Source organism: Actinocorallia libanotica (assembly GCF_039525175.1).
GTDB classification, from domain to species: domain Bacteria; phylum Actinomycetota; class Actinomycetes; order Streptosporangiales; family Streptosporangiaceae; genus Actinocorallia; species Actinocorallia libanotica.
In genome coordinates this window covers 1-22,826 of record NZ_BAAAHH010000025.1, presented here as the reverse complement: position 1 = coordinate 22,826, position 22,826 = coordinate 1, and the positions used below count along the sequence as shown (strand labels likewise).

The window sequence follows — 22,826 nt, the reverse complement described above, 5'->3', positions numbered from 1 at the left end:
ATCGAAGGAGTCCCCCCATGACGATCCCGGCCATCGCGGCGAACGGGCTGCGCAAGTCCTACGGTGACAAGGTCGTGCTCGACGGCGTCGACCTGACCGTCCCCGAAGGAACGATCTTCTCCCTGCTCGGCCCGAACGGCGCGGGCAAGACCACCACCGTCCAGATCCTGTCCACCCTGATCCCGGCCGACGGCGGCACCGTCCAGGTCGCCGGGCACGATCTGGCCCGCAGGCCGGACGACGTGCGGGGTGCGATCGGCGTCACCGGCCAGTACTCGGCCGTCGACAAGCTGCTCACCGGCGAGGAGAACCTGCTCCTCATGGCCGACCTCAGGCACCTGTCCCGCAAGGACGGCAGGCGCAGGGCCGCCGAGCTGCTGGAGCGGTTCGACCTGGTCGACGCCGCCGGGAAGCCGGCCGGCACCTACTCCGGCGGCATGCAGCGCCGGCTCGACCTGGCGATGACCCTGGTCGGCGACCCGCGGCTGATCTTCCTGGACGAGCCGACCACCGGCCTCGACCCGCGCAGCCGCCGCTCCATGTGGCAGATCGTCCGCGAGCTCGTCCGGGACGGCGTCACCATCTTCCTCACCACCCAGTACCTGGAGGAGGCGGACGAGCTCGCCGACCGCATCGCCCTCCTCGACGGCGGGCGGCTGATCGCCGAGGGCACCGCCGAGGAGCTCAAGCGGCTCATCCCCGGCGGCCACATCGAGCTCACCTTCGCCGACGCGCACCTGCTCGGCACCGCCCGCAACGCCCTCGGCGCGGGGGTCGCCGACCCCGAGGCGCTCACCCTCCAGGTGCCGAGCGACGGCAGCGTCCGCGCGGTCCGCGAGCTGCTCGCCCTCCTGGACGAACGCTCGATCGACGTCGCCGAGATGAGCGTCCACACCCCCGACCTCGACGACGTCTTCCTCACCCTCACCGGCCAGCAGAAGGAGAACACCCGATGAGCACCCTCGCCTTCGCCGTGCGCGACTCCTCCACCATGATCCGGCGCCAGCTCAAGGCCCTGCTCCGCTACCCGTCCATGACCGTGCAGCTGGTCATCACACCCGTCATCCTCCTGCTCCTGTTCGTCTACGTCTTCGGCGGCACCCTCGGCGCCGGGCTAGGCGGCGGCCGCGGCACCTACGTCGACTACGTCGTCCCCGGCATCCTGCTCATGGCGGTGGCCACGGCCGCGACCGGGACCGCCGTCATGGTCGCCACCGACATGACCGAGGGCATCATCGCCCGCTTCCGCACCATGCGGATCTGGCGGGCCTCGGTCCTCACCGGCCACGTCGTCGGCGCCGTGGTCCAGCAGCTCCTCGGCATGGCCGTCCTGATCGGCGTCGCGCTGGCCATCGGCTTCGACCCGAACGCCACCGCCCTGGAGTGGCTGGCCGCCGCCGGGCTGCTCACCCTGTTCGTCGTGGCCATCACCTGGCTGGCCGTCGCCCTCGGCATGAAGTCCCCCACCCCCGAGGCCGCCAGCAACGCCCCCATGCCGCTGATCCTGCTGCCCTTCCTCGGCAGCGGCTTCGTCCCCACCGACTCCATGCCCACCGTCCTGCGCTGGTTCGCCGAGTACCAGCCCTTCACCCCGATCATGGAGACCGTCCGCGGCCTCCTCCTCGGCACCCCGATCGGCGACAGCGCCGCCATCGCCACCGCCTGGTGCGCCGGCATCGCCGCCGTCTCCTACCTCTGGGCCAAGAGCATCTTCAACAAGGCGTGAACCGTGAACCGGCCGGACAGGGCCGTCGGACCAACCGGTCCGACGGCCCTGAGCCGTTGGTGCGGGATCAGCCGGAGGTGCGGACCAGCCGGAAGAAGGCGCGAACGTCGGCGACCAGCAGGTCGGGTGCCTCCATCGCGGCGAAGTGGCCGCCCCGGTCGAACTCCGACCAGTGGATCACGTTGTGCTCGCGTTCGGCGACGCGGCGGACTCCGGCGTCGTGCGGGAAGACCGCCACCCCGGCGGGGACATCGGACTTCTCGACCGGCCCGCCCCAGTCGGCCGCTGTCTCCTTGTAGAGGCGGGCGGAGGAGGCCGCGGTGCCGGTGAGCCAGTAGATGGTGATGTCGGTGAGCATCTGATCGCGGTCCACGGCGTCTTCGGGGAGCTCGTGGGCGGGGTCGGTCCACTCCTTGAACTTCTCCACGATCCAGGACATCTGGGCGACGGGGGAATCGTGCAGGCCGAAGGCGAGCGTCTGCGGGCGGGTGGACTGGAGGACGGCGTAGCCCGTGCCGTCCTGGTCCGAGTAGGAGGCCAGCCTGGTCCGCTCCGCCTCGGTGAGGCCCGCCATCTCGTCGGGGGCGAAGGTCGGGAAGCCCAGGGCGCCGTTGACGTGGACGCCGACGACGTGCTCGGGGGCGACACGGCCGAGCGCGGGGGAGATCACCGAACCGCTGTCGCCGCCCTGGGCGCCGTACCGGTCGTAGCCCAGGCGGCTCATCAGTTCGGCCCAGGCGCGGGCCACCCGGTTCAAGGTCCAGCCGGTCTCGCGGGTGGGACCGGAGAACCCGAACCCGGGGAGGGAGGGCGCCACCACGTGGAAGGCGTCGGCCGGATCGCCGCCGTGGGCGCGGGGATCGGTCAGCGGGCCGATGACCTTCATGAACTCGGCGATCGAACCGGGCCAGCCGTGCGTGAGGATCAGCGGCAGCGCGTCCGGCTCGGGAGAGCGCACGTGCAGGAAGTGGATGTTCTGCCCGTCGATCTCGGTGGTGAACTGCGGGTACTCGTTGAGCGCCGCCTCCTGCTTCCGCCAGTCGTATCCCGTCCGCCAGTACTCGGCCAGCTCCCTGGCGTACGACGACGGAACGCCGTACGACCAGCCGGTTCCGGGCAGCTCGTCCGGCCAGCGGGTGCGGGCCAGCCGCTCGCGGAGGTCGTCGAGGTCGGCCTGCGGGATGTCGATGCGGAAGGGATTGATTTTCGCCATGCCCTGAACACTAGGTATCTGCTAGGACGACTTCAGTCCTAGGTAGTCGGCGAGAATGCAGACATGTTGGAGACCTCGGCTCGACTCCTCAAACTGCTGTCCCTCCTGCAGGCCCATCGGGACTGGTCCGGCACGGATCTGGCGGAACGGCTCGGCGTCACGACGCGGACCGTACGGCGGGACGTGGACCGGTTGCGGGAACTGGGCTACCCCGTGCACGCCACGGCCGGCGCGCCGGGATACCGGCTGGGCGCCGGATCCGACCTGCCTCCGCTGCTGCTCGACGACGACGAGGCGGTCGCGGTCGCGGTGGGGCTGCGGACGGCCGCCGGAGGCACCGTCGCCGGGATCGAGGAGACGTCCGTACGGGCGCTCGCGAAGCTCGAACGGGTCCTGCCCTCACGGCTGCGGCACCGCGTCCACGCACTGCAGTCGATGACCGTGCCCATGGCGGTGGCCGCGGCGCCGGTCGACCCCGACGTGCTGACCGCCATCGCCGCGGCCTGCCGCGACCACGAGGGACTGCGCTTCGACTACCGCTCCCACGCCGGTCAGGAGAGCCGCCGTTCGGTCGAGCCCCACCGGCTCGTGCACTCGGGACGCCGCTGGTACCTCGTGGGCTGGGACACCGACAAGGAGGACTGGCGGACGTACCGGGTCGACCGGCTGCACCTGAAGACCCCGAACGGGCCGCGCTTCGTCCCCCGCGACCCGCCCGACGAGGACCTCGCCGCCTACACGTCCCGCGCGATCTCCAGCGCCCCCTACCGCTACCAGGCGCGCTTCACCATGCACGCCCCCGCGGAGACCGTGGCCGGACTCATGCCGCCGACGAGAGGAGCGGTCGAGCCCGTCGACGCGCGGACCTGCGTCCTGCGGTGCGGCTCGAACGACCTCGACGAGATCATCGTGTGGGTCACCCTGATGGACATCGGATTCGAGGCGCACGAGCCGCCGGAACTGGTCGAGCGCATCGGCGTCATGGCCGACCGCCTCCGTGCGGCGTCGGCCGGACGGTGACGGTCAGCGGATGTCGGCGCCGGCCTGGTGGGCGGAGTCTGCGATGGCCTGGAGGGCGGCCAGGTGCTCGGTCAGCGCGGTGCGGCCGTCCGGGGTCAGCGAGAGCCAGGTGCGCGGACGTTTCCCGACGTAGCCCTTGCGGACCTTGACGTACCCGGCGTCCTGGAGCGCCGAGACGATCCTGCTGATGCTCGCGTCGGAGACCTGCGCGTGGTCGCGCACCGCACCGAACTCGGCTTCGAGGCAGCCGGACAGGAAAGCCATGATGCCCAGCCGCGTCGGATGGTGGATCTCCTCATGGAGGACGGGTCGTGCGCTGGGACGACCCTTCATGACCGCCTCCGGTTCTCCTGCCACGCGGTGGCCGCCCACAACGCCGCACCGCCCAGCACCGCGGCGGTGACCGCGCCCGCGGCATGCCCGAACGGAATCGCGGCCAGCCATCCGAGACCGTACACGAACAGCGGCCCGACCTGATCGATCAGCCACTCCTCACCCGTCCTCTTGGGCATGACGACGACCCCGCCGAGGTTCACCACCGCCCCGTGCACGAGAACGAACGCCGTCATCGCGACCAGCCCGGCGATCAGCCACGGCCGCGCCCAAGGCCCGAACACCAGCCCGAAACCCGCCATGAACAGCAACCCCCGCGCCGGCGCGTACCACCCCGGCGCCGCGGGCCGCTCCCGTGCGGCGGCCTTGGACCGCGCGGCGACCCGAAGCGCGGCCTGAGCCGCGGCGACCTGCTCGTCGTTGGCCATCGAAACACTCCTCTGCTCAGCGGAAGTACTTCGATGGTAACAACTACTTTTGCGATACAAAAGTAGTTACGCGGGCGAGTCCCCGACGCCGCGGCCATCGGACGCCATCACCGATGCACGGCCGCCGTCGAACTCGTGGGAGGCGGTCAGCGGAGGAAGGAGAAGCTGCCGCCCCAGCTGCCGTAGGACTGGCTGGTCACGCCGTTGCGGGTGGAGCCCTGGTAGGCGTCCTGGCCCGCCTTGATCTCGACCCGTACCCGGCCGCCCTCCGCGAGCGTGATGAGCCCGGCGTGGACGGCCGCCGTGCACACCGAGGAGTCGCTGGTGTAGACGTCGGTGCCCCAGACCGTTCCCGCCGTGCCTCCCGAGGGACACGACAGGGTGAACCGTGGGCCGAGCGTGTTCGCGTAGGTATCGGAGTCGCTGCTCCAGTCGGCCGGGGTGGCGGTCTCCGCTGAGCCGTCGCCGCTGCCGTCGGTTCCCGTGCCTCCGCCACCGCCCGGATCGCGGGTCAGCTGGTAGGCCGTGATTCCGGCCGCCGCCAGGAGGACGACCCCGATGGCGGCGATCACCGGCCCGCGCCGTCCCTTACGGGCCGTCGTGGGACGGCCGGGCCAGTGGCCCTGCGGGTCGGTGGGCGGGAGCGGGGAAGGCGGAGGCTGCCGGCTCGCGGGCTCGGGCGCGGAACCGGGAGGGGGGAAGCCCGGCGGGAACGCGCCGGGCTGAGACGGGAAGCCCTGCGGGCCGGGCTGTGGCCGAGGGGCCACGGTTGCGGCGGGGAGGGAGGCGATGTCGGTCATGCGGCGCCCGGTCAGACCTTCGAGCAGATCGGCGACGCTCGGGCGGACGGCCGGGTCCTTGGCCAGGGAGGCTTCGACGAGCGGGAGGAGTTCAGGGTCGAGGCCGTCGAGGCGCGGGGCGTCGTAGGCGACGCGGTGCAGGATCTCGGGCAGGGTCGACCCGTGGAAGGGGGCGCGGCCGGTACCGGCGTAGGCGACGACGCAACCCCAGGAGAAGACGTCTGCGGCCGGGCTGAGCCGCCCGCCGGTGACGAGCTCGGGGGCCAGGTAGGCGGGGGTGCCGATCAGCTGGCCGGTGCGGGTCATGCCGTCGGCGCCGTCCAGGGCGCGGGCGATCCCGAAGTCGATGACGCGCGGCCCGACCGGCGACAGGAGCACATTGGACGGCTTGAGGTCACGGTGCACGAGGCCGGCGTCGTGGATGGCGGCCAGGGCCGTCGCGACCCCGAGGGCCAGCCCCTCCAGATCGCCGCCGTGCAGCGCGCCGCCCGACTCGACCGCCTCCTGGAGGGTCGGCCCCGCGATGTACTCGGTCACGATGAACCACGGGCTGTGGTCGAGCCCGGCGTCGACGACGGGAGCAGTGCAGTAGCGGCGTACACGCTTGGCCGTCTCGACCTCGCGCCGGAACCGGTCCCGGAACTGGGTCTGCCCGGCGAGCTCGGCGTTGATCACCTTGACGGCGACCCGCCTGCCGTCGGCGCCCTCGCCGAGGTAGACGGTTCCCATCCCGCCCCGCCCCAACCGCCCGACCAACCGATAACGCCCGATCTCGACCGGATCATCATCGCCCAGCGGTTCCGCCATGCTTCCTCCCCTTCGCCCGCCCATCCCGAGCGTACGGCGCGCGGGGATGTTCCGAGCGAAAATCTCGGGCGTACCACTCAGCGCGGCACCCGGAGATCCGATGAGAGATTCAGCCGCAGAACCGCCCTCCGCGGCGGCCCCTCCTCATTCGCCTGGCGAATGGCTTCGGCGAGCCCGCGGCGAAGCACCTCGACTTGTTTCTCAGAGTCCCGAAAGCGGCGTGCAAAGTGTGCGAACGATGCGGGCCACCCCGGCGGGCACGTCGACGATGAGATGACGGGGAGCATCGCGGAGCAGACCCTCGCGGGACGCGAGAAGGCCCGGCTGGTCACTCGGCGTCAGTAGGAGGTCAGGCGGGGACCCAGGAGATGGTGGAAACCCTGGCCCAGGGCCGGAGCGGCAGGGCCGGTGGCGGTGTAGCGGGCCTGGGTGCCGTCGGTGTGCTGGACGGTGATGGCGAGGGCGTCGAAGGACTGGTGGGCCCATGCCTGGTGGATGGCGTGCGACGGGTGATGCTTGTAGTCGGCCTGCCGGAGGGTCTGGGCGGCGCTGGTCAGGACGGTGATCCTGGAGGCGATGAAGGAGAGCAGGCCGTAAGCGATGCCTACGATGCCGGGGGCGAAGATCAGGGTCTGGGTGGTGCTGGAGGCTCCCTGCTCGCCGGCGGAGATGGCCAGAACACCGAACACGGCCGAGCCGACGAGCGCCGAGAGGACATAGCGGACACGGAAGAACCGTTCAAACCAGATCTCCATCCGGGTGTCCAGGTGAACGCCCTGCACCTCGTAGCCGTGGGGCACGAACGTGATCGTGACGTCGCCACCGGGCTCCGCCCGCACTCCGTCGATCCGCATGTTCGCCCACCCACTTCTGCTCGGGACTTCCTCCCCAAATGCGAGTCATTAGACCATGGGAAGAACGGTTCGACGATGCATGGCCTGCCCCTCGGCCGCCGGTGGGTTCGGCTCCGCGGATGGGCTCGGTGTCGACGGGCTCACCGCCGGGGCGCTCCCGGCACTTGCGGTCGCGGGTTCCGCGGACGTTGTCGCGGAGCCCGGCCAGCAGGCCGGCTGGTGGACCGCCGACCTGGCCGAGGCGCCGACGATCGTTGCAGATCAGGCAACGGCCGACGCCGATCGGGCGGTGGTCCTCCGGGCCGCCGGGATGTTCGGAGCAGAGCAGTGGCCGGGTGAGGGCCCCCGCACAGGGAACCTCCCCGCTCCGCCGCATCCTCGTCGGCATCGGCGAGCGGTCGCCGGTCGGCGAGATGAACGGCCTCAACGAGAACCGTGAGGTCACCGCGGTCGGCCATCTCCTCCAGGTACCGAGCGAGACTGCGGATGGGTTCGGCTGCTCGGCGGCGCGCCTCTTCGATGATCACTGTGGCCTGGTCATCGATCAGTCCGTACAACCGGTGCAGTAGAGCGTGAGCTTCCGCGCGCTGCGCCGACCGACCGACCGGAAGGCAAGCGGAGCGTAGGGGCCGCCAGGCCCCCGTAGCACCGCTGTGCGCGAACGGAGGTGCTTGGACGGGTGGAGAGCACGGGTTCCGGAACGGGGGAGAACACACTGGCCGGACGGCGGGGAGCGGGAGGGGCGGAGCCCCTCGCCCGGGGTCCGGGGCAGAGCCCCGGTGGGCAGGGCCCCGAGCGTAGTGAGGGACCAAGGGTGGAGCGGAGGGCGCGGAGGCGGAACCGGAGTGATCCCGATGCGGGAGAAGGGCCGCGGGCTGCGCGAGGGCCGAAGGGCCGGACCCCGCCCCGAAAACGATCAGGTCCGCCGCACGAACTCGTGCGGCGGACCTGGTCAGAAGGCGGAGGTGGCGAGATTTGAACTCGCGATGGGCGTGAACCCAAACCGCATTAGCAGTGCGGCGCCATAGACCGTACTAGGCGACACCTCCAGGACCCGTGAGGGCCAGTGCAAGGGTACCGGTAGTCGGGGGGTGCGGCAAAGCGGTTAGCTCTCGACGGGGCCGCAGTGTTGCTCGAAGGTGCCGGCCGCGGTGGCGAGCTTGCCGCTGGCTTCGAGGGCTTCGGGGCCGCCGGTGGGGTCGTCGGACTTGTGGGCCTTGGCGAGCTGGTCGAGGGCGTCGGCGACCTGGGTGCCGGCGGTCTTGACGCTGTCGTCCTCGGCGGAGCCGGCGGCGGTGCGGATCTTGGCCGCGGCGTCGGCGTAGATCTTGGTGAAGTCGGCCTCGCCGGTGCCGTTCTCCTCGGCCTGGAGGGTGGCGATGGACTTGATCGCGTCCTTCATCTGGTTGCAGCTGGCCTGCTTGTCGACGCCGTCGCCACCTCCGCAGGCCACCGCCGCGGGCAGGAGGACTACGGCGAGGAGAACAGATCTGAGACGCATGAGAACTCCAAGTGAGAGGCCCCGTCGGGTGCCCTGAGACCTTACAGCCTGTGTACAAACCTTTTGATCGTGCACAGCCCCCTTCTCGGGAGTCCCCGCTCACGCACCCGGCAGGGCGGTGGTGGGGGTTCGCGCCGTTGACGGCCCGCAGACGGCGGCCGTACCAGTGGTCGGCCGGTGGCGTCTGTGGGTCTGGGTCGCGCGTTGGTCACCCGGCCCGCTGCTTGCGGGTCCGGGGCCCGGGTGATGACCTCCACCCGGGCATGAGAGGAAACGGACAAGACGGGACAGGCGAGGGCCCTGCTTGGCGAGGTTGATCGCGGCATTGAGGTCCCGGTCGATCCGCAGTCCACACTCCGGGCAGCGAAACTCCCGCTGGGACAGGGGCAGTGTCGCGACGCGGTGGTCGCAGCGCGAGCAGGTCTTGCTGGAGGCGTACCACCGCTCGGCCTCCACCACGATAACGCCCCGCCAGGCGGCCTTGTAGACCAGTATCCGAGCCAGGGAGGCGAAGGCGGCATCGGACAGGGACTTGGACAGGCGGTGGTTGGCGAGCATCCCGGCCACGTGCAGGTGTTCGATCACCAGCCGGTCGTGGTTCTTGACCAGCAGGTTCGACACCTCATGCAACCGGTGCTCGCGCATCGCCGCGGTGCGGGCCTGATACTCACTCACCTTCTGCAGGGCGCGGGCGCGCCTGCGGGAGTCGGGCCGGGTGCGGGCCAGGCGCCGCTGCCGGAGGGCCAGGCCCTCCTGGCGGCGCCGGTAGATCCGTGCGGCCGGGACCCGGGCGGTCTCGGTGCCGTCATCAGTGGCGGCCACGACCAGGTCGATCAGTCCCCGGTCGACGCCCGCCCAGCCGGATGCCTCCACCTCCGGCGGGGCATGCCGGACGGCGGGGTGCAGGTCGGGGGCCTCCACACTGATCGCCACGGTCCACCGGCCGCGCCGCCACCGCACGGTGGCCGCGATGACGCGGGCTCGGGGTTCCCCGTCCGGACCGGGACTCAGCAGCCTGCGCAGCGGCCGGGTGTCCTCCCGCACCCCGATCACCCCCAGACGGGGCAGTCTCACCGCGCGCAGACGATCGGGAGTTCCCACCGCGACATTGGCCTTCTGGGAGCGGATGCGGAAGCAGTAGAGGGTGCGGGACTTCTTCTTGAAAGCCGGGAACCCCACCGCAGGCCCCGGTCGGCGGCCCTTCCGGGAGTCGGTGAACGCCACCAGGCCTCGGGCGAGGTCTGCGGCGGCCTCCTCGAACACAATCGACGGGATCGTGCGGTGCCAGGTCGCTCCCTGGGCGTCCAGGTCGCGTCTCCAGGCGTTGACCGCATTGATCAGATCGAACTTCGACCACGGAACCCGCACATCTGGATCGGTTCCGCGTTCGCCCAAGCCGGACTTCACCAGGGCGAGGAGGGTGTTGTAGGCGGCGCGTGCGGCACCGCCGGCCGTGCGTAGGAGCATCTCCTGCGCAGCCGTCGGCTCGAGGGTGTATCTGAACGCCGTCATCCGCGACACACCCGCCACGATACGTACACCAGTTCGAATCCGCCATCGGAACACCACGATAGGTCAGGGTCTGCTCACTGACCGGACACACCGCCGGCAGCAGGCGAGCCCAGCACCGAAGAGCATTCCCACCGCCGCTTCGGGGTTTGCCAGCAGGCTCTTAGTGGTCGGGTGGTCGGGTGGGGTAGCCCCTGGGCCGGGGGATGGGGAAGTCCTGCCCGAGGTCGGCGTCGCCGCGGAGGCGGGTGACGGCGCGGGAGACCGTCGACTTCACGGTGCCGACGCTGATGCCGAGGTGTTCGGCGATCTGCGCGTCGGAGAGGTCGGCGTAGTAGCGCAGGACGAGGGTGGTCCGCTGGCGGTCGGGGAGGCGGCACAGGGCGCGGTGCAGGCAGTCGCGCAGTTCGCTGCGGCGGGTGCAGTCCTCGACGGGCAGGTCGGGCGGGTCGGCGGTCGGGTGGACCTCCGGGCCGCGGCGGCGCCACCAGGAGATCCGGATGTTGACCATGGCGCGGCGGACGTATCCGTCCAGGGCCGCGCGGTCCTGGATGCGGTCCCAGGCCAGGTAGGTCTGGGCGAGTGCGGTCTGCAGGAGGTCCTCGGCCTCCGTCGGGTCCGCGGTGAGGCCCCGTGCCATGCGCAGCAGGGCGGGACCGCGGCGGATCACATACTCGGCGAACTCCTTATGTACCGGATTATCCATGTTCATCCCCGCCTCCAGGAGCCGGCTCTGAGCCGTACCCTGACACGAAGATCTCCATTACGGTTTCCAGTAATTCCCAATTTAGGGTCAACCAAGTGCGAAGAAACTGTACCCAGGAGTGAAAAACCCATCCGCAGAACCGCGAGTTATGGACAAATTGGTCGACATTTGGCCTGCGGGAGGTAACTGTTGACAACACCGCATGGAACACGCTTGACAGAAGCACTTGACAGCAGAGGGGTGGAAGAGGGGTGCCGACGCGCCGACGCCGTAGATGGAGGTCCGCGGTCCTGGGACCCTCCGAGCGGTTCCTGCCGGTCGGCGAGCCCCCGCTGCCCGTGGTCGAAGGGCGCGTCGTCGACGCCGGACCCGACCTGCTCGTGCTGTGGGCGCCCGCCGGGAGCGGCGTCGGCCACCGCGAGTACCGGGTGCCCATGTCCGACGAGACCTCCGTCTGGTACGGCGGGCGCGCCGGCCGCGAGGCGCTGCAGCCCGGCCGGGACGCGGTCGTGCGCCCCACCGGTGACGGCCTCGCCGCCGACCGGATCTGGGTCGACATCGTCCGGGTCAACGGGACGATCCTCTCGGTCGCGCAGAAGCGGGAGCGGCAGGGCCTGCGCCACCTCGTCGAGGTCGACCAGGGGCCGCACCGGCCACACGTCCGGGTGGCCATCCCGCCGGAGAGCCTCGGCAAGATCCTCGTGCGGCACCCGCTGATGCTCCCCGGCCAGCTGTTCGACGTGATCGCCCGGCAGACGTGGGAGGGGCCGGTGGCGGTCCAGCCGGGCAGCGCGCAGCCCGCGCCGCTGGCCGCCCCGCCGCCCGGACCCGAGAAAGGCGTGCTGCGGGGCACCGCCACCTGGTACTCCACCCCCGGACGCGGCGCCGCCTACCCGCGGCTCGAGGCGCTGGGCGACTCCGGCGGCTGCCCCGACGCCCCCGATCCCTGCGCCCAGCTGCCCTACCTGTCGCTGGGCAGCGCGGTGGAGGTGCGCAACGACTGCACCGGCCGCGGCGCCGACCTCGACGTGATCGAGTGCGGCTGCAACGCGGCGCTGTTCTGCGACCGGTGCGTGGTGTGCGGCACCACCCCGCGCGGCCGCCTGGTGGAGCTCACCAGGGCCAGTTTCGTCGAGCTCGGGGGAGACCTGGATGTCGGCTGCTTCAACGTGTCCCTGGCGGTGAACCGATGACGCTCGTCGTGCTCGAAACCCAACTCCTCGTCGTCATCTTCATGTTCGCGCTGGCCATCCTGGGCAAGATGCACGCGGCCAAGGACGGGTTCAAGATCCTGGCGCTCCTCGTCGAGTGCGTGCTGTGCGTGCTGCTGCTGTTCTCGGCCCACCTGCTGGTGCGGCTGGCGACCGCCATGCTGCTGGTCTCGGCGACGTGGGTGCTGGACGAGATGCGCGCCCTCCGGCCGGGCCAGGGCTGCGGCTGCTTCGGGGTGCTCAGCAACGTCCCGGTCACCCGGATGACGGTCCTGCGCACCGGGCTGCTGGGGGTGGCCGCGGCCGTGGCCGTCCCGGTGCAGGACACCGGGCTGCAGGTCCTGGCGGACCTGCCGGGCTGGCGGTCCCTGCTGTTCGTGGTGGAGGTCGGGCTGATCGCGGCGCTCTCCCCCGAGATCTCGACGGTGGTGCGGCGGCGGCGCGTGCCCTGCGAGCGCCGTGCCGTGCCGCTGCGCGAGACCTTCACCGCCCTGCACGCCAGCGAGCCGTGGCGCCGGTACGGGCTCTCCCGCAAGGCCGCGCCGGCGGAGGTCTGGCGGGAGGCGTGCTGGCGGTTCCTGGTCTACCCGCTGGCCGACGGGAGCGAGGTCGTCTTCGCGGTCTCGCTGGCCGACGGCGGAGTGCGCGCGGCGACGACGGACGAGGTGCTCGCCGCGCCGGTGGACGAGCAGGCGGTTCTTCAGCCGTCTAACGCCATCTTGACCAGGCACTAGAGAACCCTAGATTTTCCTGGTCAGGAGAGTCTAAGGATCTCTAGCACCAGCCCTAGAGATCCTTAGACAAGACTTGCCATACCTCTCTACGGCTTTCTAGCGCCGACCTTAGAGAGCCGGATATTCACCCGGGCTGCTCCCGCAGGAACCTCCCGAAGTGCGGCACCGTGAAGGCCACCGAGCCGCGCTCGGCGCTGAAGATCAGCCCCTTCTTGATCAGCCCGTCCCGGGCCGGGGACAGGCTGGACGGCTTGCGCCCCAGCTCGTCGGCGACGGACGCGGTGGAGACCGGCTCGTCCCCCAGGGCGGCCATGGCCCGCATGTAGTCGCGTTCGGCGGGGGTGGCCCGCTCGTAGCGGCTGCCGAAGAACCCGACGGCCAGCTCGCTCTCGGCCTCCGGCGCGGCGACCTTGATGTCGTGCTCGGTGATCGGCGAGGTGGGCGCCAGGTCCCAGACGACCTTGGCGTAGGCCTGGACGAAGTACGGGTAGCCGTCGGCCGCCTCGTACAGGGCGTCCAGCGCCTCGGGGGTGAAGGTGACCTCCTCGCGCCCGGCGGGTGCGAGCAGCGCTTGGTCGGCGGCGTCCCGGTCGAGGCGGTCGATCCTGGCGTAGCGGAAGAGCCGCTCGGAGTAGGACTTGCTGGCGCTCAGCACCGCCGGGAGGTGCGGCAGGCCCGCCCCCACCACGATCAGCGGCCCGCCCGTCTGGGACAGCTCGTGGCAGGCGGCGCACAGCGCGGACACGTCGTCGGGCGGCACGTCCTGCATCTCGTCGACGAACAGGCCGATGCCCACGCCGAGGTCGGTGGCGACCGAGGCGGCGTCGACGAACAGCTCGGTGAGGTCGATCTCCAGATCGCCGGAGTCGGCGCGGCCGCGGGCGGCGGGCACGTTGATGCCGGGCTGCCAGCGGTGCACCGGGGCCTTGGCGCGCCCGGACGGCGGCGGCTCGGCCTGGGCGAAGGCCTTGAGCACGCCGAGGAACTCCTCGATGCGGTCGGGGGCGCGGTGGCGGGGCGCCAGCTCCCGGATCGCGGTGTGCAGGGCCGCGGCGACCGGGCGGCGGATCGACTGCTCCGGCCGCGCCTCGATCTTGCCGGTGCCCCAGAGCCGCTGGATCGCCATGGAGCGGAAGGTGTTGAGCAGGACGGTCTTGCCCACCCCGCGCAGCCCCGTGATGATCATGCTGCGTTCCGGGCGCCCCCGGGCCACCCGTTCCAGCACGACCTCGAACTGGCGCAGCTCGCGGTCGCGGCCGGCGAGCTCCGGGGGCCGCTGGCCCGCGCCGGGCGCGTAGGGATTGCGTACGGGGTCCACGGTCTCGGACTCTATGAGGGCGTATAGCTGCGGCCGTAGATTTCCATAGAAACACTGACGGCGTGTCGCCATAAGGACCACAACTACCCCCAATCCGCATGATCGAAGATGCGTTCGATGGCCATCACGTTAGCGCACAGATGTTCGAGCCGTCAGCAACACCTGGGGAAAATCCCGCGGGGGCGGCATGGGTAGGCTCTGCCCATGGAAGAACCCCGCTGGCTGGACGCTGCCGAGCAGAGCCACTGGCGCGCGTACCTGGAGGGCAGCTCCCGGCTGTGGGAACGGCTCGACCGCGACCTCAAGGCCTCCCACGGCCTGACCATGCCGGAGTACGAGATCCTGGTCCGCCTCTCGGAGGCGCCCGAACGCCGGCTCCGCATGGCCGAGCTGGCGGTCATGGCCTACCAGTCCCGCAGCAGGCTCTCCCACACCTGCTCCCGGCTGGAGAACAAGGGCCTGGTCCGGCGGGAGGCCTGCGCGGACGACAAGCGCGGCATCAACGCCGTCCTCACCGAGGAGGGCTTCGCCGCCCTGGACCGGGCGGCCCGCGACCACGTGCGCACGGTGCGCGCCCACCTCGTCGACCTCGTCTCCCCGGAGGAGCTCGAGGTCATCGGCAACGCCTTCGCCCGCATCGCCGCCCAGGCCGAATGAGCGGGCGGCTCAGCCCAGCCCGGTGGCGAAGCCCAGCGACAGCAGGGTGAGCACCACCCAGCCGAGCATCATGCCGAACCCGTACGCGCGCCCGTTCCTGCCCACGCCCCAGACCAGGAACGCGCCGAAGCCGAAGGCCACCGCGATCAGCACCACCGCCTGCACGCCCGTGTCCGAGCCGCTGTTGTGCATCGGCGCCCACATGACGACGAGGTTGATCAGCGCGTAGGCGAGGAACCCCGCCGCGCCGCGCGCCACCTCCCCGGTGCTCGGGGGTGCGCCGAGCGCCTCGGGCCAGCTCAGGCCCAGTCCGTCACCACCCGCTCGGGCCGCGGGGGTCTCCTTCATCTCGAACAGCTCGTCGGAGAGAGTCGGCCGTTCGTCCGGCTCGGTCATGGGCGATCCTGAGGTCATGGACGGTTCACGGGCTTTTTCGATACTCGCCCTGGGGGCGGTCCTCCTCGCGGGAACGGCCGCATGTGGCCAGGACGAGGAGGACGGCGGGCCGACCGGGACCCAGACCCGGTCGCCCCAGCAGGCTCCGACGCAGACCGCCTCTCCCGAGGGGCCGCCGGAGTTCAGGTCCGAGATCAGCAAGGTCACCGCCGAACAGTTGCGCCATTCCTGGCGCGCGGGGTGCCCGGTCCCGCTCTCCGGGCTGCGGATGATCACCATGACCTACTGGGGGTTCGACGACAAGGCACACGAGGGCGGCAAGCTGGTCATCAACGCCAAGGTAGCTCAAAAGATCGCGGGGGTCTTCGAAAAGCTCTACGACGACCGCTACCCCATCCACAAGATGGTCCCGGTCGACGAGTACAAGGGCAGCGACTTCGACTCGATCGAGGCGAACAACACCTCGGCGTTCAACTGCCGGCAGGCCACCGGCTCGGGCAACTGGTCGCGCCACGCCTACGGCATGGCCATCGACATCAATCCGTGCCAGAACCCGTACGTCTCCACCAGCGGCGAGATCGCCCACCCGAGCTGCAAGAAGTTCTACCGGTCCCGCAATCCCAAGGAGCCGGGCGTCATCACGGCCGGGGACAACGTCGTGAAGGCGTTCCAGAGCATCGGCTGGAAGTGGGGCGGCTACTGGGAGGGGACCAAGGACTACCAGCACTTCTCCGACAGCCGCTGAGCGCCTGGCGGTGCCGTACGGCCGCAGTGGGGGCGCGGACACCACTGCGGCCGTACGGAGCTCGGCGGCCGCCTCCGGGCGACGAGCATGCCGTGGAGAAGCCTCCGTCCTTGGAAGAATTACCCTCCCGAAGGCCGCCGGGTGGCCCGATTCCCAGAAGTCGTCCTCGAGCGGCCTTGATTTCCGTATTTCCGTCAACCGGGGTTGACACGCCCTTCGTGTCAACCTAGGTTGACATCATGACAGATGGAGAACAGCTCGCCCGTGAGGCGGGCAGCCGCGACCCGGCGGTGGGGCTGCGCGCGGTGCGCGCGCTCCGGGAGCTGGCCGACCGGCTGGAGACGCTTCAGGTCGGCAACGCGCGCTCGCTGGGCTGGTCCTGGCAGGAGGTCGCCGACGCGCTCGGCGTCAGCCGCCAGGCCGTGCACAAGAAGCACCGGAACACCGAGACCTCCCTCTTCGCCAGATTCGGAAAGGACACCTGAAATGTTCGAACGCTTCACCAAGGACGCCCGCGCCGTGGTCGTCCAGGCCCAGCAGGAGGCCAGGGCGCTGCGCCACGACCGGATCGAGGCCGGCCACCTCCTGCTCGCCCTGACCGCCGTCGAGGGCGGCGCCGCACGGGCGCTCGACGCCTGCCTCCCCGGCCTCGACGGGCTGCGCGCCCGCGTCCGCGCCGAGATCGACGGGCTCGACCCCGACGCGCTGGCCTCGATCGGCGTCGACCTGTCGGCGGTCCGCCAGGCCGCCGAGTCCGCCTTCGGCGAGGGCGCCCTCGACCGCGACCGCAAGGAGAAGCGGGGCCACCTGCGCTTCACCCGCGAGGCCAAGAAAGTGCTGGAGCTCTCCCTGCGGGTGGCGCTCAGCAACGGGCACCGGTTCATCAGCGACGGGCACATCCTGCTCGCGCTGCTGATGCTCCCCGAAAGCGCGCCCGTCCGCGCCATGCGCAACGCCGGAGCAGAGCTGGAAAACGTAAAAAGTGCAGCACTTCGCGAAATCACCGCCGAGGCTGCTTGAATCATCTACTAATAGTTACAATTGCCGATGCCTTGGATACGCTCAGGTATATGGCAGAGAACGAACAGGATCCCGCTGGAAACACCCAGCAGTTCCAACGTTTCGCGCAGCGGGTGGAGAGTGAACCCGACCCGGACGCCCAGGGCGGCATGCCCACCGGCCTCTTTCTGGCCGTCATCTCCGTGGTCGCGCTCATCGCCGTCATATCGGCGATCGCGCTGATCGTCTGAGCGGAGGGTGTGGGATTCGAACCCACGGGACCCGTGAAGGCCCGGGCGCTTTCAAGGCGCCTGCACTCGTCCACTATGCGAACCCTCCAGTGCGTACACCACGATAGCGGGCGTCACCCGGTAGCGCGCCCGCTATCGGTAGCGTGAACTCATGCATGCGATCTCCATCCTCGAACCCGGCGGCCCGGAGGCGCTCTCCTGGCGGGAGGCGCCAGACCCGGTGCCCGGACCCGGTGAGGTGATCATCGACGTGGCCGCCACCGCGGTGAACCGGGCGGACGTCCTCCAGCGGCTCGGCTTCTACCCGCCGCCCGAGGGCGCTCCGGAGTACCCGGGCCTGGAGGCCTCGGGCACGATCGGCGCGGTGGGCCGCGACGTGGACGACTGGGCGCCCGGAGACGAGGTGTGCGCCCTGCTCAGCGGCGGAGGGTACGCCGAGCGGGTCGCGGTGGCGCGGGAGCTGCTGCTTCCCGTGCCCGAGGGGACGTCCGTGGTCGAGGCCGCGGCCCTGCCCGAGGTGGTCTGCACCGTCTGGTCGAACGTCTTCATGATCGCCGGTCTCCGGCCGGGGGAACGCTTCCTCGTGCACGGCGGCGGCAGCGGGATCGGCACCATGGCCATCCAGCTCGCCAAACAGCGCGGCGCCGAGGTGACCTGCACCGTCGGCACCGAGGAGAAGGCGCGGCGCTGCGTCGAACTGGGCGCCGACCACACCGTCAACTACCGCACCGAGGACTTCGTCCGGGCCGGGGAGTTCGACGTCATCCTCGACAACATGGGCGCCAAGTACCTCGACCGCAACATCACCGCGCTCGCCCCCGGCGGCAGGCTCGTGGTGATCGGGATGCAGGGCGGCACCAGGGCCGAGCTGGACCTCGGCAAACTGCTGGGCAAACGCGCCTCCGTGCACGCAACCTCCCTGCGCTCCCGCCCGTTGGAGGAGAGGGCGGCGATCGTCGCCTCCGTACGGGAGAACGTGTGGCCGCTGCTGGAGGCCGGGACGGTCCGGCCGGTGATCGACCGGGTGCTTCCCCTGCCGCAGGCGGGGGAAGCTCATCGGATCATGGAGAGCAGCGGACATTTCGGCAAGATCTTGTTGAAGACTGGGGAGTCATGAGCGAACAGCACCAGGAACCGCAGGTGTTCATCGTCGGACCCGGGGACCCGTCCTCCGGTAAGGCCGACCACGAGGAGGACGGCCCGCGCTCCCTCACCGACATGGTCGAGCAGCCGGCCAAGGTGATGCGGATCGGCGGCATGATCCGGCAGCTGCTGGAGGAGGTGAAGGCCGCGCCGCTGGACGAGGCGAGCCGCGCCCGGCTGCGCGAGATCCACACCTCCTCGATCAAGGAGCTGGAGGACGGCCTCGCCCCCGAGCTGGTCGAGGAGCTGGAGCGGCTGTCACTGCCGTTCGCCTCCGAGGTGCCCAGCGAGGCCGAGCTGCGGATCGCCCAGGCCCAGCTCGTCGGCTGGCTGGAGGGCCTGTTCCACGGCATCCAGACCACCCTCGTCGCCCAGCAGATGGCGGCCCGCGCCCAGCTGGAGCAGATGCGCAAGGCGCTGCCCGCCGGGCTCATCCCCGGTGGAGTCCAGAAGGACGAGGAGCAGCCCCGCTCCAACGGCCCCTACCTGTGAGAGGGGGCCTCACCTGAACACGGCGACGGCCGGAACGCCCTCCGCGGGCTTCCGGCCGTCGTCTTACGCGCTACTTCAGGAGGCGCTTGCGCAGCGCCTTCTTCTCGGCCGGCTTGATGCCGAGCCCCTTGCGGAGGAACTTGTCGAAACCGCCGTACCGCTTCTTCACCTCGGAGAACCAGGCGTCGAGGTACGAGCGCTGGGCGTACAGCGCGGGCTCGACCAGCCTCGGGTCGATGTCCTCCTTCTTGAGGTAGGCGATGACCTCATCGTTGTAGGCCTTGAGCTCATCGTTGGAGCGCAGGTAGTCGCGGTAGACGGTCGACCGGTCGACGCCGGCGGCCAGCAGCAGGATCGCCGACATGACGCCCGTGCGGTCCTTGCCGGCGGCGGTGCAGTGGAAGAGCACCGCCCGGTCGGCCTTGGCCACGGCGCGGAACGTCCGGGCGAACTCCTTGCGGGCCACGGGGTCGGTGACCAGCTGCCGGTACCCCCGGCGCACGGCGGTGGCCGTCGGGGAGAGCGTCGGCATGGTCAGGATTCCGGCCAACTGGCCGAACTCCACGGGCGACTTCTGCCGCTTCACCCCACTGGGGAGCCGGTAGTTCCCCTCGCTCCGGATCTCGCCGCGCGTCCGGAAGTCGACGACGCGGGTGACGCCCTTCTTCTTGAGCAAGGCAAGGCCCTCGGACGTCGCCTTGGCCAGGCCGCCCGAACGGTAGACACGCCCGTAGCGCACCGTCTTGCCGTCCGCACCGCGGTAACCGCCGAGGTCGCGGACGTTGTGGGCACCCTCGACGTGGACCACGCGGGGCGGTTCCGCCGCCGGTTCGGCGGACGCCGGGATCGCGGGCAGGCTCGCGAGCAGCAGGGAGGACGCCACGAGGGGCAGCGCCAGGACACCAGATCTCATAAAGAGGTACTCTCACAGCACAGGAGGCACTTTGGTCTCACAAATATGGCCGAATCCGGGCAGACTTAGGGTCGCTATGCCGAAACTCATCGCGACCGACCTCGACGGCACGCTGATCCGCTCGGACGGCACGGTGTCCGAGCGTACCGTGGCGGCCGTCGCCCGCGCCGAGGAGGCGGGGCTCGCCGTGGTCATGGTCACCGGACGCCCGCCCCGCTGGATGCACGGCATCGCCCGGCAGCTCGGCCACCGGGGGCAGGCGATCTGCGCCAACGGGGCCGTGCTCTACGACCTGCACACCGAGACGATCGTCAGCCGGCGGACCATCGAGCCCGACCTCCTCGCCGAGCTCGTGGGACGGCTGCGCGCCGTCCTGCCCGAGCTGGGCTTCGCCGTCGAGTACGGCGAGGGCTTCCTCTTCGAGTCCCACTACAACCTCGGCCGGTGGGACGCCCGGAGCTGGGGCGGTGAGGCCGTCGAAGACGACAAGGCGCTCACCGCGCGGCCCGCCACCAAGCTGCTGGCCCTCCACCCGCCCACGGACATGGAGGAGCTGCTGCGGCGCGCCCACGAGGAGATCGGCGACCTCGTCACCATCACCCACTCCTCGGGACGCGCACTGCTGGAGATCAGCGCCCTGGGCGTCACCAAGGCCAGCGCGCTGTCGGACTACTGCGCGGAGCGTTCGCTGACCCCGGCCGACGTCGTCGCCTTCGGGGACATGCCGAACGACCTCCCCATGCTGGCCTGGGCGGGGCACGCCTACGCGATGGGCAACGCCCACCGCGACGTCCTGGCGGCCGTACCGCTGCGGACCGCGTCCAACGACCAGGACGGGGTCGCGCAGGTCATCGAGACCCTCCTCGAACCGCCCGCCTGAGCCTCGGCTCCTGTCCTTCTCCGTCCCGCATCCGCTTCTCCCCTCCCCACGGCTCGGTCCCTCGCTACGCTCGGGGCCGTGCCCACCGGGGCTCTGCCCCGGACCCCGGGCGAGGGGCTCCGCCCCTCCCGCACCCCGCCGTCCGGTCACCTTGTTCACACCCGTTCCAGGACCTGTGTTCTCCCCCGTTCGACCACGCCCGTTCGCGCACAGCGGTGCTACGGGGCCTGGCGGCCCCTACGCCCCGCTTGCTCACCTTCCGGAGACCGCGAGCGATTCGGAGAACGATCAACGTCGCCCTTGGAAAGCCCCTTGAGCTTGTCTGTGATCTCCGTAAGCCGACCTCGTCCGATACCCGGCACGTAGTCCGGGTCGCTGGCCTCCCGCAGCTCCACCAGGTCGGCGACCATGGGCACATAGCGGCCCCCGAAGACCCAGTGCGCCAGCAATGCCCGCTCTGTCTGCACTTTCAGCCCCAGGAACCCGAGTGGACAAGGCGAGCCCAGGACCGTGCGTTTGATCGCGATCCACCTCACGGGCGGCCGGATCAGCCGCCCTACTCACGGCAGCCCCCGCCCATGAACGCCCGCATGCCTTCCACCGAGCACAGCCAGGCCACCACCGCCGCCGCAGACAACAGCCGCTGACCGATCACCACCTCTTCCGGACCGAACATCCACAGCACCGCACCGCCCTCCACCCGGACCGACACCGTCAACGGCGGCAAAGCACAGTCGGCCACCAGGAAGACACCCCAGGACTCCATCCGGACCAGGGAGCGGACCCCATGCAGGCGCAGCGCCCACGCCAGCAGCCGCAGCCGCCACCCGTCCCTCACCACACGCCCCCGCAGGAGCAGCCGGGCACCGCCCACGCCGTCACCGAACGGTCGCTTTCCGGCCGGTAGGTGAACCCTTCGGAGAGGTGCCAGACCACCAGCAGGCCCCGCGAGGACTCCACCAGCTCTTCCGGCTTCACCGACTCGCCCAGCAGAAGCCGAGAGGTCTGCGCCACCGCCTCCAACTTGGGGAGCAGGTCACCCGCCGGAGGCCGGCGATGCACCAGCCGCCCCAGCAGACGACCCCCCGCGTGTCCCACGCTCAACGTGATCTCACCGCCGCCCCCGTGCACGGAGGCATTCGCCACCAGCTCCGAGAGCACCAAGTCCATGTCACTCCCGGCCGTGCATCCACGCGGCAGGATCCCCCGGAACCAGCAGCGCACCAGCGCCACCACCGCCCCACGCTCATCCAGCGTGAAATCACGGCGAACCGCATTCCCCGGCATCTCCAGGACAGGGAATTGCGCGTAGCCCCTAGGCTTGTCGTTCATGGTCGGAACCTCTGTTTCCGATCTAGGCCCCGGAGCCGGTGTGTCCGCACCGACCGGGGCCGCTTTTTGAAGCCGATTCACCGAGCGTTCGGCTGCGAGACGTGCGGCACGCATCGGTCCAGGTGGACGAGAAGTTAGGCGCTGCGCACAGCACGCGACCGCACAAAATGTGTGATCTTCCTGGCGGTCTTCGCGCGAAGCTAGAGCCGATGACCAGTAGCCAAGACATCGCCCGACGCATCGCCTACTGGAGGCGGAGGCGGGGCATGACCATGCGCCACTTCGCAGATCTTGTCGGGCGTTCCGTCAGCTGGGCGGAGAAGATCGAAAGCGGAGAGCGTGAGATAGTCCGGTTGCCCATGCTGGAGCGTGTGGCCGAAGTCCTACAGATCAGCGTGAGCGCTCTCATCAACGATGGCGATGCCGTTGAAGCCCAGCACAGACCCGATGCGGCGGAGATCTCGGCCATCAAGTCGGCTCTGGGCTCCTACGGGAGCATCGTCGAAGACGGCAGCGGGACGCCCCTGGACGTAGATTCCCTCAGGCAACAGGTCGAGTACGTGAACGCCGCTTTCCTAGCTTCTGATTTCGTGGCCGTCAGCAAGACTCTTCCCCCACTGATCGCAGAAGCCGCGCGGATAACACGAAGCGCGGATCGCAGTAGCCATGAAACAACCGCTCTGGCCGTGACCATCTACAAAATAGCCAGCTCAACGCTGCACAAATTCGGATCGCACGACGTCGCATGGCTTGCCGTTGATCGTGCCATGTACACAGCCCTTGATGTGCCCTGCCGATTCCGGACAGCTTATTTGCGGTTAGTTCACGCCGCGAGCTGCCGTTCGAGGTACTCGTTGT

At 70.2% G+C, this 22,826-nt stretch carries 28 protein-coding genes and 2 tRNA genes; 15 read left to right on the top strand and 15 right to left on the bottom strand.

Annotation, left to right across the window (positions count from 1 at the left end; all coding sequences use genetic code 11):
- Positions 1-17 precede the first annotated feature (17 nt).
- Positions 18-956 (top strand): ATP-binding cassette domain-containing protein, encoded by a 939-nt coding sequence (locus ABD140_RS26330; protein WP_344243663.1) that lies wholly within the window; start codon positions 18-20, stop codon positions 954-956.
- A complete protein-coding gene (locus ABD140_RS26325) occupies positions 953-1,726 on the top strand; it encodes an ABC transporter permease (protein WP_344243662.1) in 774 nt (257 codons plus the stop codon). The genes ABD140_RS26330 and ABD140_RS26325 overlap by 4 nt, the downstream gene beginning before the upstream one ends.
- 67 nt (positions 1,727-1,793) lie before the next feature.
- Here the strand turns inward: ABD140_RS26325 and ABD140_RS26320 are convergent, their stop codons facing one another.
- Entirely contained in the window at positions 1,794-2,939 is a 1,146-nt protein-coding gene (locus ABD140_RS26320; protein ID WP_344243661.1) for an epoxide hydrolase family protein, read from the bottom strand.
- Positions 2,940-3,002: 63 nt separating this feature from the next.
- On the opposite strand from ABD140_RS26320, the gene ABD140_RS26315 reads away from it, so the two are divergent.
- Positions 3,003-3,959 (top strand): helix-turn-helix transcriptional regulator, encoded by a 957-nt coding sequence (locus ABD140_RS26315; RefSeq protein WP_344243660.1) that lies wholly within the window; start codon positions 3,003-3,005, stop codon positions 3,957-3,959.
- 3 nt (positions 3,960-3,962) lie between these two features.
- On the opposite strand, the gene ABD140_RS26310 is transcribed toward ABD140_RS26315, so the two are convergent.
- The 4 genes from ABD140_RS26310 to ABD140_RS26295 form a co-directional block, all read right to left on the bottom strand.
- On the bottom strand, positions 3,963-4,292 hold the full coding sequence (locus ABD140_RS26310) for a winged helix-turn-helix domain-containing protein (RefSeq protein WP_344243659.1): 330 nt from the start codon (positions 4,290-4,292) through the stop codon (positions 3,963-3,965).
- Positions 4,289-4,720 (bottom strand): hypothetical protein, encoded by a 432-nt coding sequence (locus ABD140_RS26305; RefSeq protein WP_344243657.1) that lies wholly within the window; start codon positions 4,718-4,720, stop codon positions 4,289-4,291. The genes ABD140_RS26310 and ABD140_RS26305 overlap by 4 nt, the downstream gene beginning before the upstream one ends.
- Positions 4,721-4,866: 146 nt before the next feature.
- Positions 4,867-6,327, bottom strand: coding sequence for a protein kinase domain-containing protein (locus ABD140_RS26300; protein WP_344243656.1), 1,461 nt, complete (start codon positions 6,325-6,327; stop codon positions 4,867-4,869).
- 338 nt (positions 6,328-6,665) lie between these two features.
- Positions 6,666-7,181: a hypothetical protein gene (locus ABD140_RS26295; RefSeq protein ID WP_344243655.1), complete on the bottom strand. Its 516-nt coding sequence runs from the start codon at positions 7,179-7,181 to the stop codon at positions 6,666-6,668.
- Between the two features lie 335 nt (positions 7,182-7,516).
- On the opposite strand from ABD140_RS26295, the gene ABD140_RS26290 reads away from it, so the two are divergent.
- The gene (locus ABD140_RS26290) at positions 7,517-7,750 is read left to right on the top strand and encodes a hypothetical protein (protein ID WP_344243654.1); all 234 of its coding nucleotides are present in this window, start codon (positions 7,517-7,519) and stop codon (positions 7,748-7,750) included.
- A 391-nt stretch (positions 7,751-8,141) separates the two neighbouring features.
- Here the strand turns inward: ABD140_RS26290 and ABD140_RS26285 are convergent.
- From ABD140_RS26285 to ABD140_RS26270, 4 genes are all read right to left on the bottom strand, one after another.
- Positions 8,142-8,230 (bottom strand) — tRNA-Ser (locus ABD140_RS26285).
- A gap of 56 nt (positions 8,231-8,286) precedes the next feature.
- Positions 8,287-8,682, bottom strand: a complete 396-nt coding sequence (locus ABD140_RS26280; RefSeq protein ID WP_344243653.1) for a hypothetical protein — start codon at positions 8,680-8,682, stop codon at positions 8,287-8,289.
- Between the two features lie 99 nt (positions 8,683-8,781).
- Positions 8,782-10,194 (bottom strand): RNA-guided endonuclease InsQ/TnpB family protein, encoded by a 1,413-nt coding sequence (locus ABD140_RS26275; RefSeq protein ID WP_344243652.1) that lies wholly within the window; start codon positions 10,192-10,194, stop codon positions 8,782-8,784.
- 160 nt (positions 10,195-10,354) lie between these two features.
- Positions 10,355-10,897: a SigE family RNA polymerase sigma factor gene (locus ABD140_RS26270; protein ID WP_344243774.1), complete on the bottom strand. Its 543-nt coding sequence runs from the start codon at positions 10,895-10,897 to the stop codon at positions 10,355-10,357.
- A gap of 251 nt (positions 10,898-11,148) precedes the next feature.
- Between ABD140_RS26270 and ABD140_RS26265 the strand changes: the two genes are divergently transcribed.
- A complete protein-coding gene (locus ABD140_RS26265) occupies positions 11,149-12,090 on the top strand; it encodes a hypothetical protein (protein ID WP_344243651.1) in 942 nt (313 codons plus the stop codon).
- Entirely contained in the window at positions 12,087-12,842 is a 756-nt protein-coding gene (locus ABD140_RS26260) for a hypothetical protein (RefSeq protein WP_344243650.1), read from the top strand. Before ABD140_RS26265 ends, ABD140_RS26260 begins: the two co-directional genes overlap by 4 nt.
- Before the next feature lie 124 nt (positions 12,843-12,966).
- On the opposite strand, the gene ABD140_RS26255 is transcribed toward ABD140_RS26260, so the two are convergent.
- Positions 12,967-14,160: an ATP-binding protein gene (locus tag ABD140_RS26255; RefSeq protein WP_344243649.1), complete on the bottom strand. Its 1,194-nt coding sequence runs from the start codon at positions 14,158-14,160 to the stop codon at positions 12,967-12,969.
- 204 nt (positions 14,161-14,364) lie between these two features.
- Here ABD140_RS26255 and ABD140_RS26250 point away from each other — a divergent pair, with 204 nt between their 5' ends.
- Complete coding sequence (locus ABD140_RS26250; RefSeq protein WP_344243648.1) at positions 14,365-14,817, top strand: MarR family winged helix-turn-helix transcriptional regulator; 453 nt, start codon at positions 14,365-14,367, stop codon at positions 14,815-14,817.
- A 9-nt stretch (positions 14,818-14,826) separates the two neighbouring features.
- Here ABD140_RS26250 and ABD140_RS26245 read toward each other — a convergent pair whose 3' ends face one another.
- On the bottom strand, positions 14,827-15,213 hold the full coding sequence (locus ABD140_RS26245) for a hypothetical protein (RefSeq protein WP_344243647.1): 387 nt from the start codon (positions 15,211-15,213) through the stop codon (positions 14,827-14,829).
- A gap of 16 nt (positions 15,214-15,229) precedes the next feature.
- Here ABD140_RS26245 and ABD140_RS26240 point away from each other — a divergent pair, with 16 nt between their 5' ends.
- The 4 genes from ABD140_RS26240 to ABD140_RS26225 all read left to right on the top strand — a co-directional run bounded on the left by ABD140_RS26240 (position 15,230) and on the right by ABD140_RS26225 (position 17,208).
- Positions 15,230-15,958 carry a M15 family metallopeptidase gene (locus ABD140_RS26240; protein ID WP_344243646.1) on the top strand — a complete coding sequence of 243 codons (729 nt, stop codon included), beginning with the start codon at positions 15,230-15,232 and terminating at the stop codon, positions 15,956-15,958.
- A gap of 239 nt (positions 15,959-16,197) precedes the next feature.
- Positions 16,198-16,443 carry an RNA polymerase subunit sigma-70 gene (locus ABD140_RS26235; protein WP_344243645.1) on the top strand — a complete coding sequence of 82 codons (246 nt, stop codon included), beginning with the start codon at positions 16,198-16,200 and terminating at the stop codon, positions 16,441-16,443.
- Position 16,444: 1 nt separating this feature from the next.
- Entirely contained in the window at positions 16,445-16,978 is a 534-nt protein-coding gene (locus ABD140_RS26230) for a Clp protease N-terminal domain-containing protein (RefSeq protein WP_344243644.1), read from the top strand.
- 50 nt (positions 16,979-17,028) lie between these two features.
- Positions 17,029-17,208 carry a hypothetical protein gene (locus ABD140_RS26225; RefSeq protein ID WP_344243643.1) on the top strand — a complete coding sequence of 60 codons (180 nt, stop codon included), beginning with the start codon at positions 17,029-17,031 and terminating at the stop codon, positions 17,206-17,208.
- A 1-nt stretch (position 17,209) separates the two neighbouring features.
- On the opposite strand, the gene ABD140_RS26220 is transcribed toward ABD140_RS26225, so the two are convergent.
- A tRNA-Ser gene (locus tag ABD140_RS26220) sits at positions 17,210-17,296 on the bottom strand.
- Positions 17,297-17,359: 63 nt separating this feature from the next.
- Between ABD140_RS26220 and ABD140_RS26215 the strand changes: the two genes are divergently transcribed.
- Positions 17,360-18,325 carry an NAD(P)H-quinone oxidoreductase gene (locus ABD140_RS26215; protein ID WP_344243642.1) on the top strand — a complete coding sequence of 322 codons (966 nt, stop codon included), beginning with the start codon at positions 17,360-17,362 and terminating at the stop codon, positions 18,323-18,325.
- A complete protein-coding gene (locus ABD140_RS26210; RefSeq protein WP_344243641.1) occupies positions 18,322-18,843 on the top strand; it encodes a bacterial proteasome activator family protein in 522 nt (173 codons plus the stop codon). Before ABD140_RS26215 ends, ABD140_RS26210 begins: the two co-directional genes overlap by 4 nt.
- Positions 18,844-18,913: 70 nt before the next feature.
- Here ABD140_RS26210 and ABD140_RS26205 read toward each other — a convergent pair whose 3' ends face one another.
- Positions 18,914-19,756, bottom strand: coding sequence for a tyrosine-protein phosphatase (locus tag ABD140_RS26205; RefSeq protein ID WP_344243640.1), 843 nt, complete (start codon positions 19,754-19,756; stop codon positions 18,914-18,916).
- A 76-nt stretch (positions 19,757-19,832) separates the two neighbouring features.
- Between ABD140_RS26205 and ABD140_RS26200 the strand changes: the two genes are divergently transcribed.
- Complete coding sequence (locus ABD140_RS26200) at positions 19,833-20,636, top strand: Cof-type HAD-IIB family hydrolase (RefSeq protein WP_344243639.1); 804 nt, start codon at positions 19,833-19,835, stop codon at positions 20,634-20,636.
- 556 nt (positions 20,637-21,192) lie between these two features.
- Here the strand turns inward: ABD140_RS26200 and ABD140_RS26195 are convergent.
- Together ABD140_RS26195 and ABD140_RS26190 are read right to left on the bottom strand one after the other, a co-directional pair.
- Positions 21,193-21,474 carry a hypothetical protein gene (locus ABD140_RS26195; protein ID WP_344243638.1) on the bottom strand — a complete coding sequence of 94 codons (282 nt, stop codon included), beginning with the start codon at positions 21,472-21,474 and terminating at the stop codon, positions 21,193-21,195.
- Positions 21,471-21,806: an ATP-binding protein gene (locus ABD140_RS26190; RefSeq protein ID WP_344243637.1), complete on the bottom strand. Its 336-nt coding sequence runs from the start codon at positions 21,804-21,806 to the stop codon at positions 21,471-21,473. The genes ABD140_RS26195 and ABD140_RS26190 overlap by 4 nt, the downstream gene beginning before the upstream one ends.
- 428 nt (positions 21,807-22,234) lie before the next feature.
- Here ABD140_RS26190 and ABD140_RS26185 point away from each other — a divergent pair.
- Positions 22,235-22,826 (top strand): helix-turn-helix domain-containing protein (locus ABD140_RS26185; RefSeq protein WP_344243636.1); only part of this gene is annotated, 592 nt, incomplete at its 3' end.

Excerpts from the sequence above, each read along its gene's own strand:
- ABD140_RS26250 (WP_344243648.1), top strand. The coding sequence starts at position 14,365 with ATGGAAGAACCCCGCTGGCTGGACGCTGCCGAGCAGAGCCACTGGCGC.
- ABD140_RS26310 (WP_344243659.1), bottom strand. The coding sequence starts at position 4,292 with ATGAAGGGTCGTCCCAGCGCACGACCCGTCCTCCATGAGGAGATCCAC.
- ABD140_RS26270 (WP_344243774.1), bottom strand. The coding sequence starts at position 10,897 with ATGGATAATCCGGTACATAAGGAGTTCGCCGAGTATGTGATCCGCCGC.
- ABD140_RS26325 (WP_344243662.1), top strand. The coding sequence starts at position 953 with ATGAGCACCCTCGCCTTCGCCGTGCGCGACTCCTCCACCATGATCCGG.
- ABD140_RS26190 (WP_344243637.1), bottom strand. The coding sequence starts at position 21,806 with ATGGACTTGGTGCTCTCGGAGCTGGTGGCGAATGCCTCCGTGCACGGG.
- ABD140_RS26205 (WP_344243640.1), bottom strand. The coding sequence starts at position 19,756 with ATGAGATCTGGTGTCCTGGCGCTGCCCCTCGTGGCGTCCTCCCTGCTG.
- ABD140_RS26300 (WP_344243656.1), bottom strand. The coding sequence starts at position 6,327 with ATGGCGGAACCGCTGGGCGATGATGATCCGGTCGAGATCGGGCGTTAT.
- ABD140_RS26330 (WP_344243663.1), top strand. The coding sequence starts at position 18 with ATGACGATCCCGGCCATCGCGGCGAACGGGCTGCGCAAGTCCTACGGT.
- ABD140_RS26215 (WP_344243642.1), top strand. The coding sequence starts at position 17,360 with ATGCATGCGATCTCCATCCTCGAACCCGGCGGCCCGGAGGCGCTCTCC.
- ABD140_RS26275 (WP_344243652.1), bottom strand. The coding sequence starts at position 10,194 with ATGACGGCGTTCAGATACACCCTCGAGCCGACGGCTGCGCAGGAGATG.
- ABD140_RS26305 (WP_344243657.1), bottom strand. The coding sequence starts at position 4,720 with ATGGCCAACGACGAGCAGGTCGCCGCGGCTCAGGCCGCGCTTCGGGTC.
- ABD140_RS26230 (WP_344243644.1), top strand. The coding sequence starts at position 16,445 with ATGTTCGAACGCTTCACCAAGGACGCCCGCGCCGTGGTCGTCCAGGCC.
- ABD140_RS26240 (WP_344243646.1), top strand. The coding sequence starts at position 15,230 with ATGGACGGTTCACGGGCTTTTTCGATACTCGCCCTGGGGGCGGTCCTC.
- ABD140_RS26320 (WP_344243661.1), bottom strand. The coding sequence starts at position 2,939 with ATGGCGAAAATCAATCCCTTCCGCATCGACATCCCGCAGGCCGACCTC.
- ABD140_RS26225 (WP_344243643.1), top strand. The coding sequence starts at position 17,029 with ATGGCAGAGAACGAACAGGATCCCGCTGGAAACACCCAGCAGTTCCAA.
- ABD140_RS26295 (WP_344243655.1), bottom strand. The coding sequence starts at position 7,181 with ATGCGGATCGACGGAGTGCGGGCGGAGCCCGGTGGCGACGTCACGATC.
- ABD140_RS26235 (WP_344243645.1), top strand. The coding sequence starts at position 16,198 with ATGACAGATGGAGAACAGCTCGCCCGTGAGGCGGGCAGCCGCGACCCG.
- ABD140_RS26210 (WP_344243641.1), top strand. The coding sequence starts at position 18,322 with ATGAGCGAACAGCACCAGGAACCGCAGGTGTTCATCGTCGGACCCGGG.
- ABD140_RS26200 (WP_344243639.1), top strand. The coding sequence starts at position 19,833 with ATGCCGAAACTCATCGCGACCGACCTCGACGGCACGCTGATCCGCTCG.
- ABD140_RS26280 (WP_344243653.1), bottom strand. The coding sequence starts at position 8,682 with ATGCGTCTCAGATCTGTTCTCCTCGCCGTAGTCCTCCTGCCCGCGGCG.
- ABD140_RS26260 (WP_344243650.1), top strand. The coding sequence starts at position 12,087 with ATGACGCTCGTCGTGCTCGAAACCCAACTCCTCGTCGTCATCTTCATG.
- ABD140_RS26315 (WP_344243660.1), top strand. The coding sequence starts at position 3,003 with ATGTTGGAGACCTCGGCTCGACTCCTCAAACTGCTGTCCCTCCTGCAG.
- ABD140_RS26245 (WP_344243647.1), bottom strand. The coding sequence starts at position 15,213 with ATGACCGAGCCGGACGAACGGCCGACTCTCTCCGACGAGCTGTTCGAG.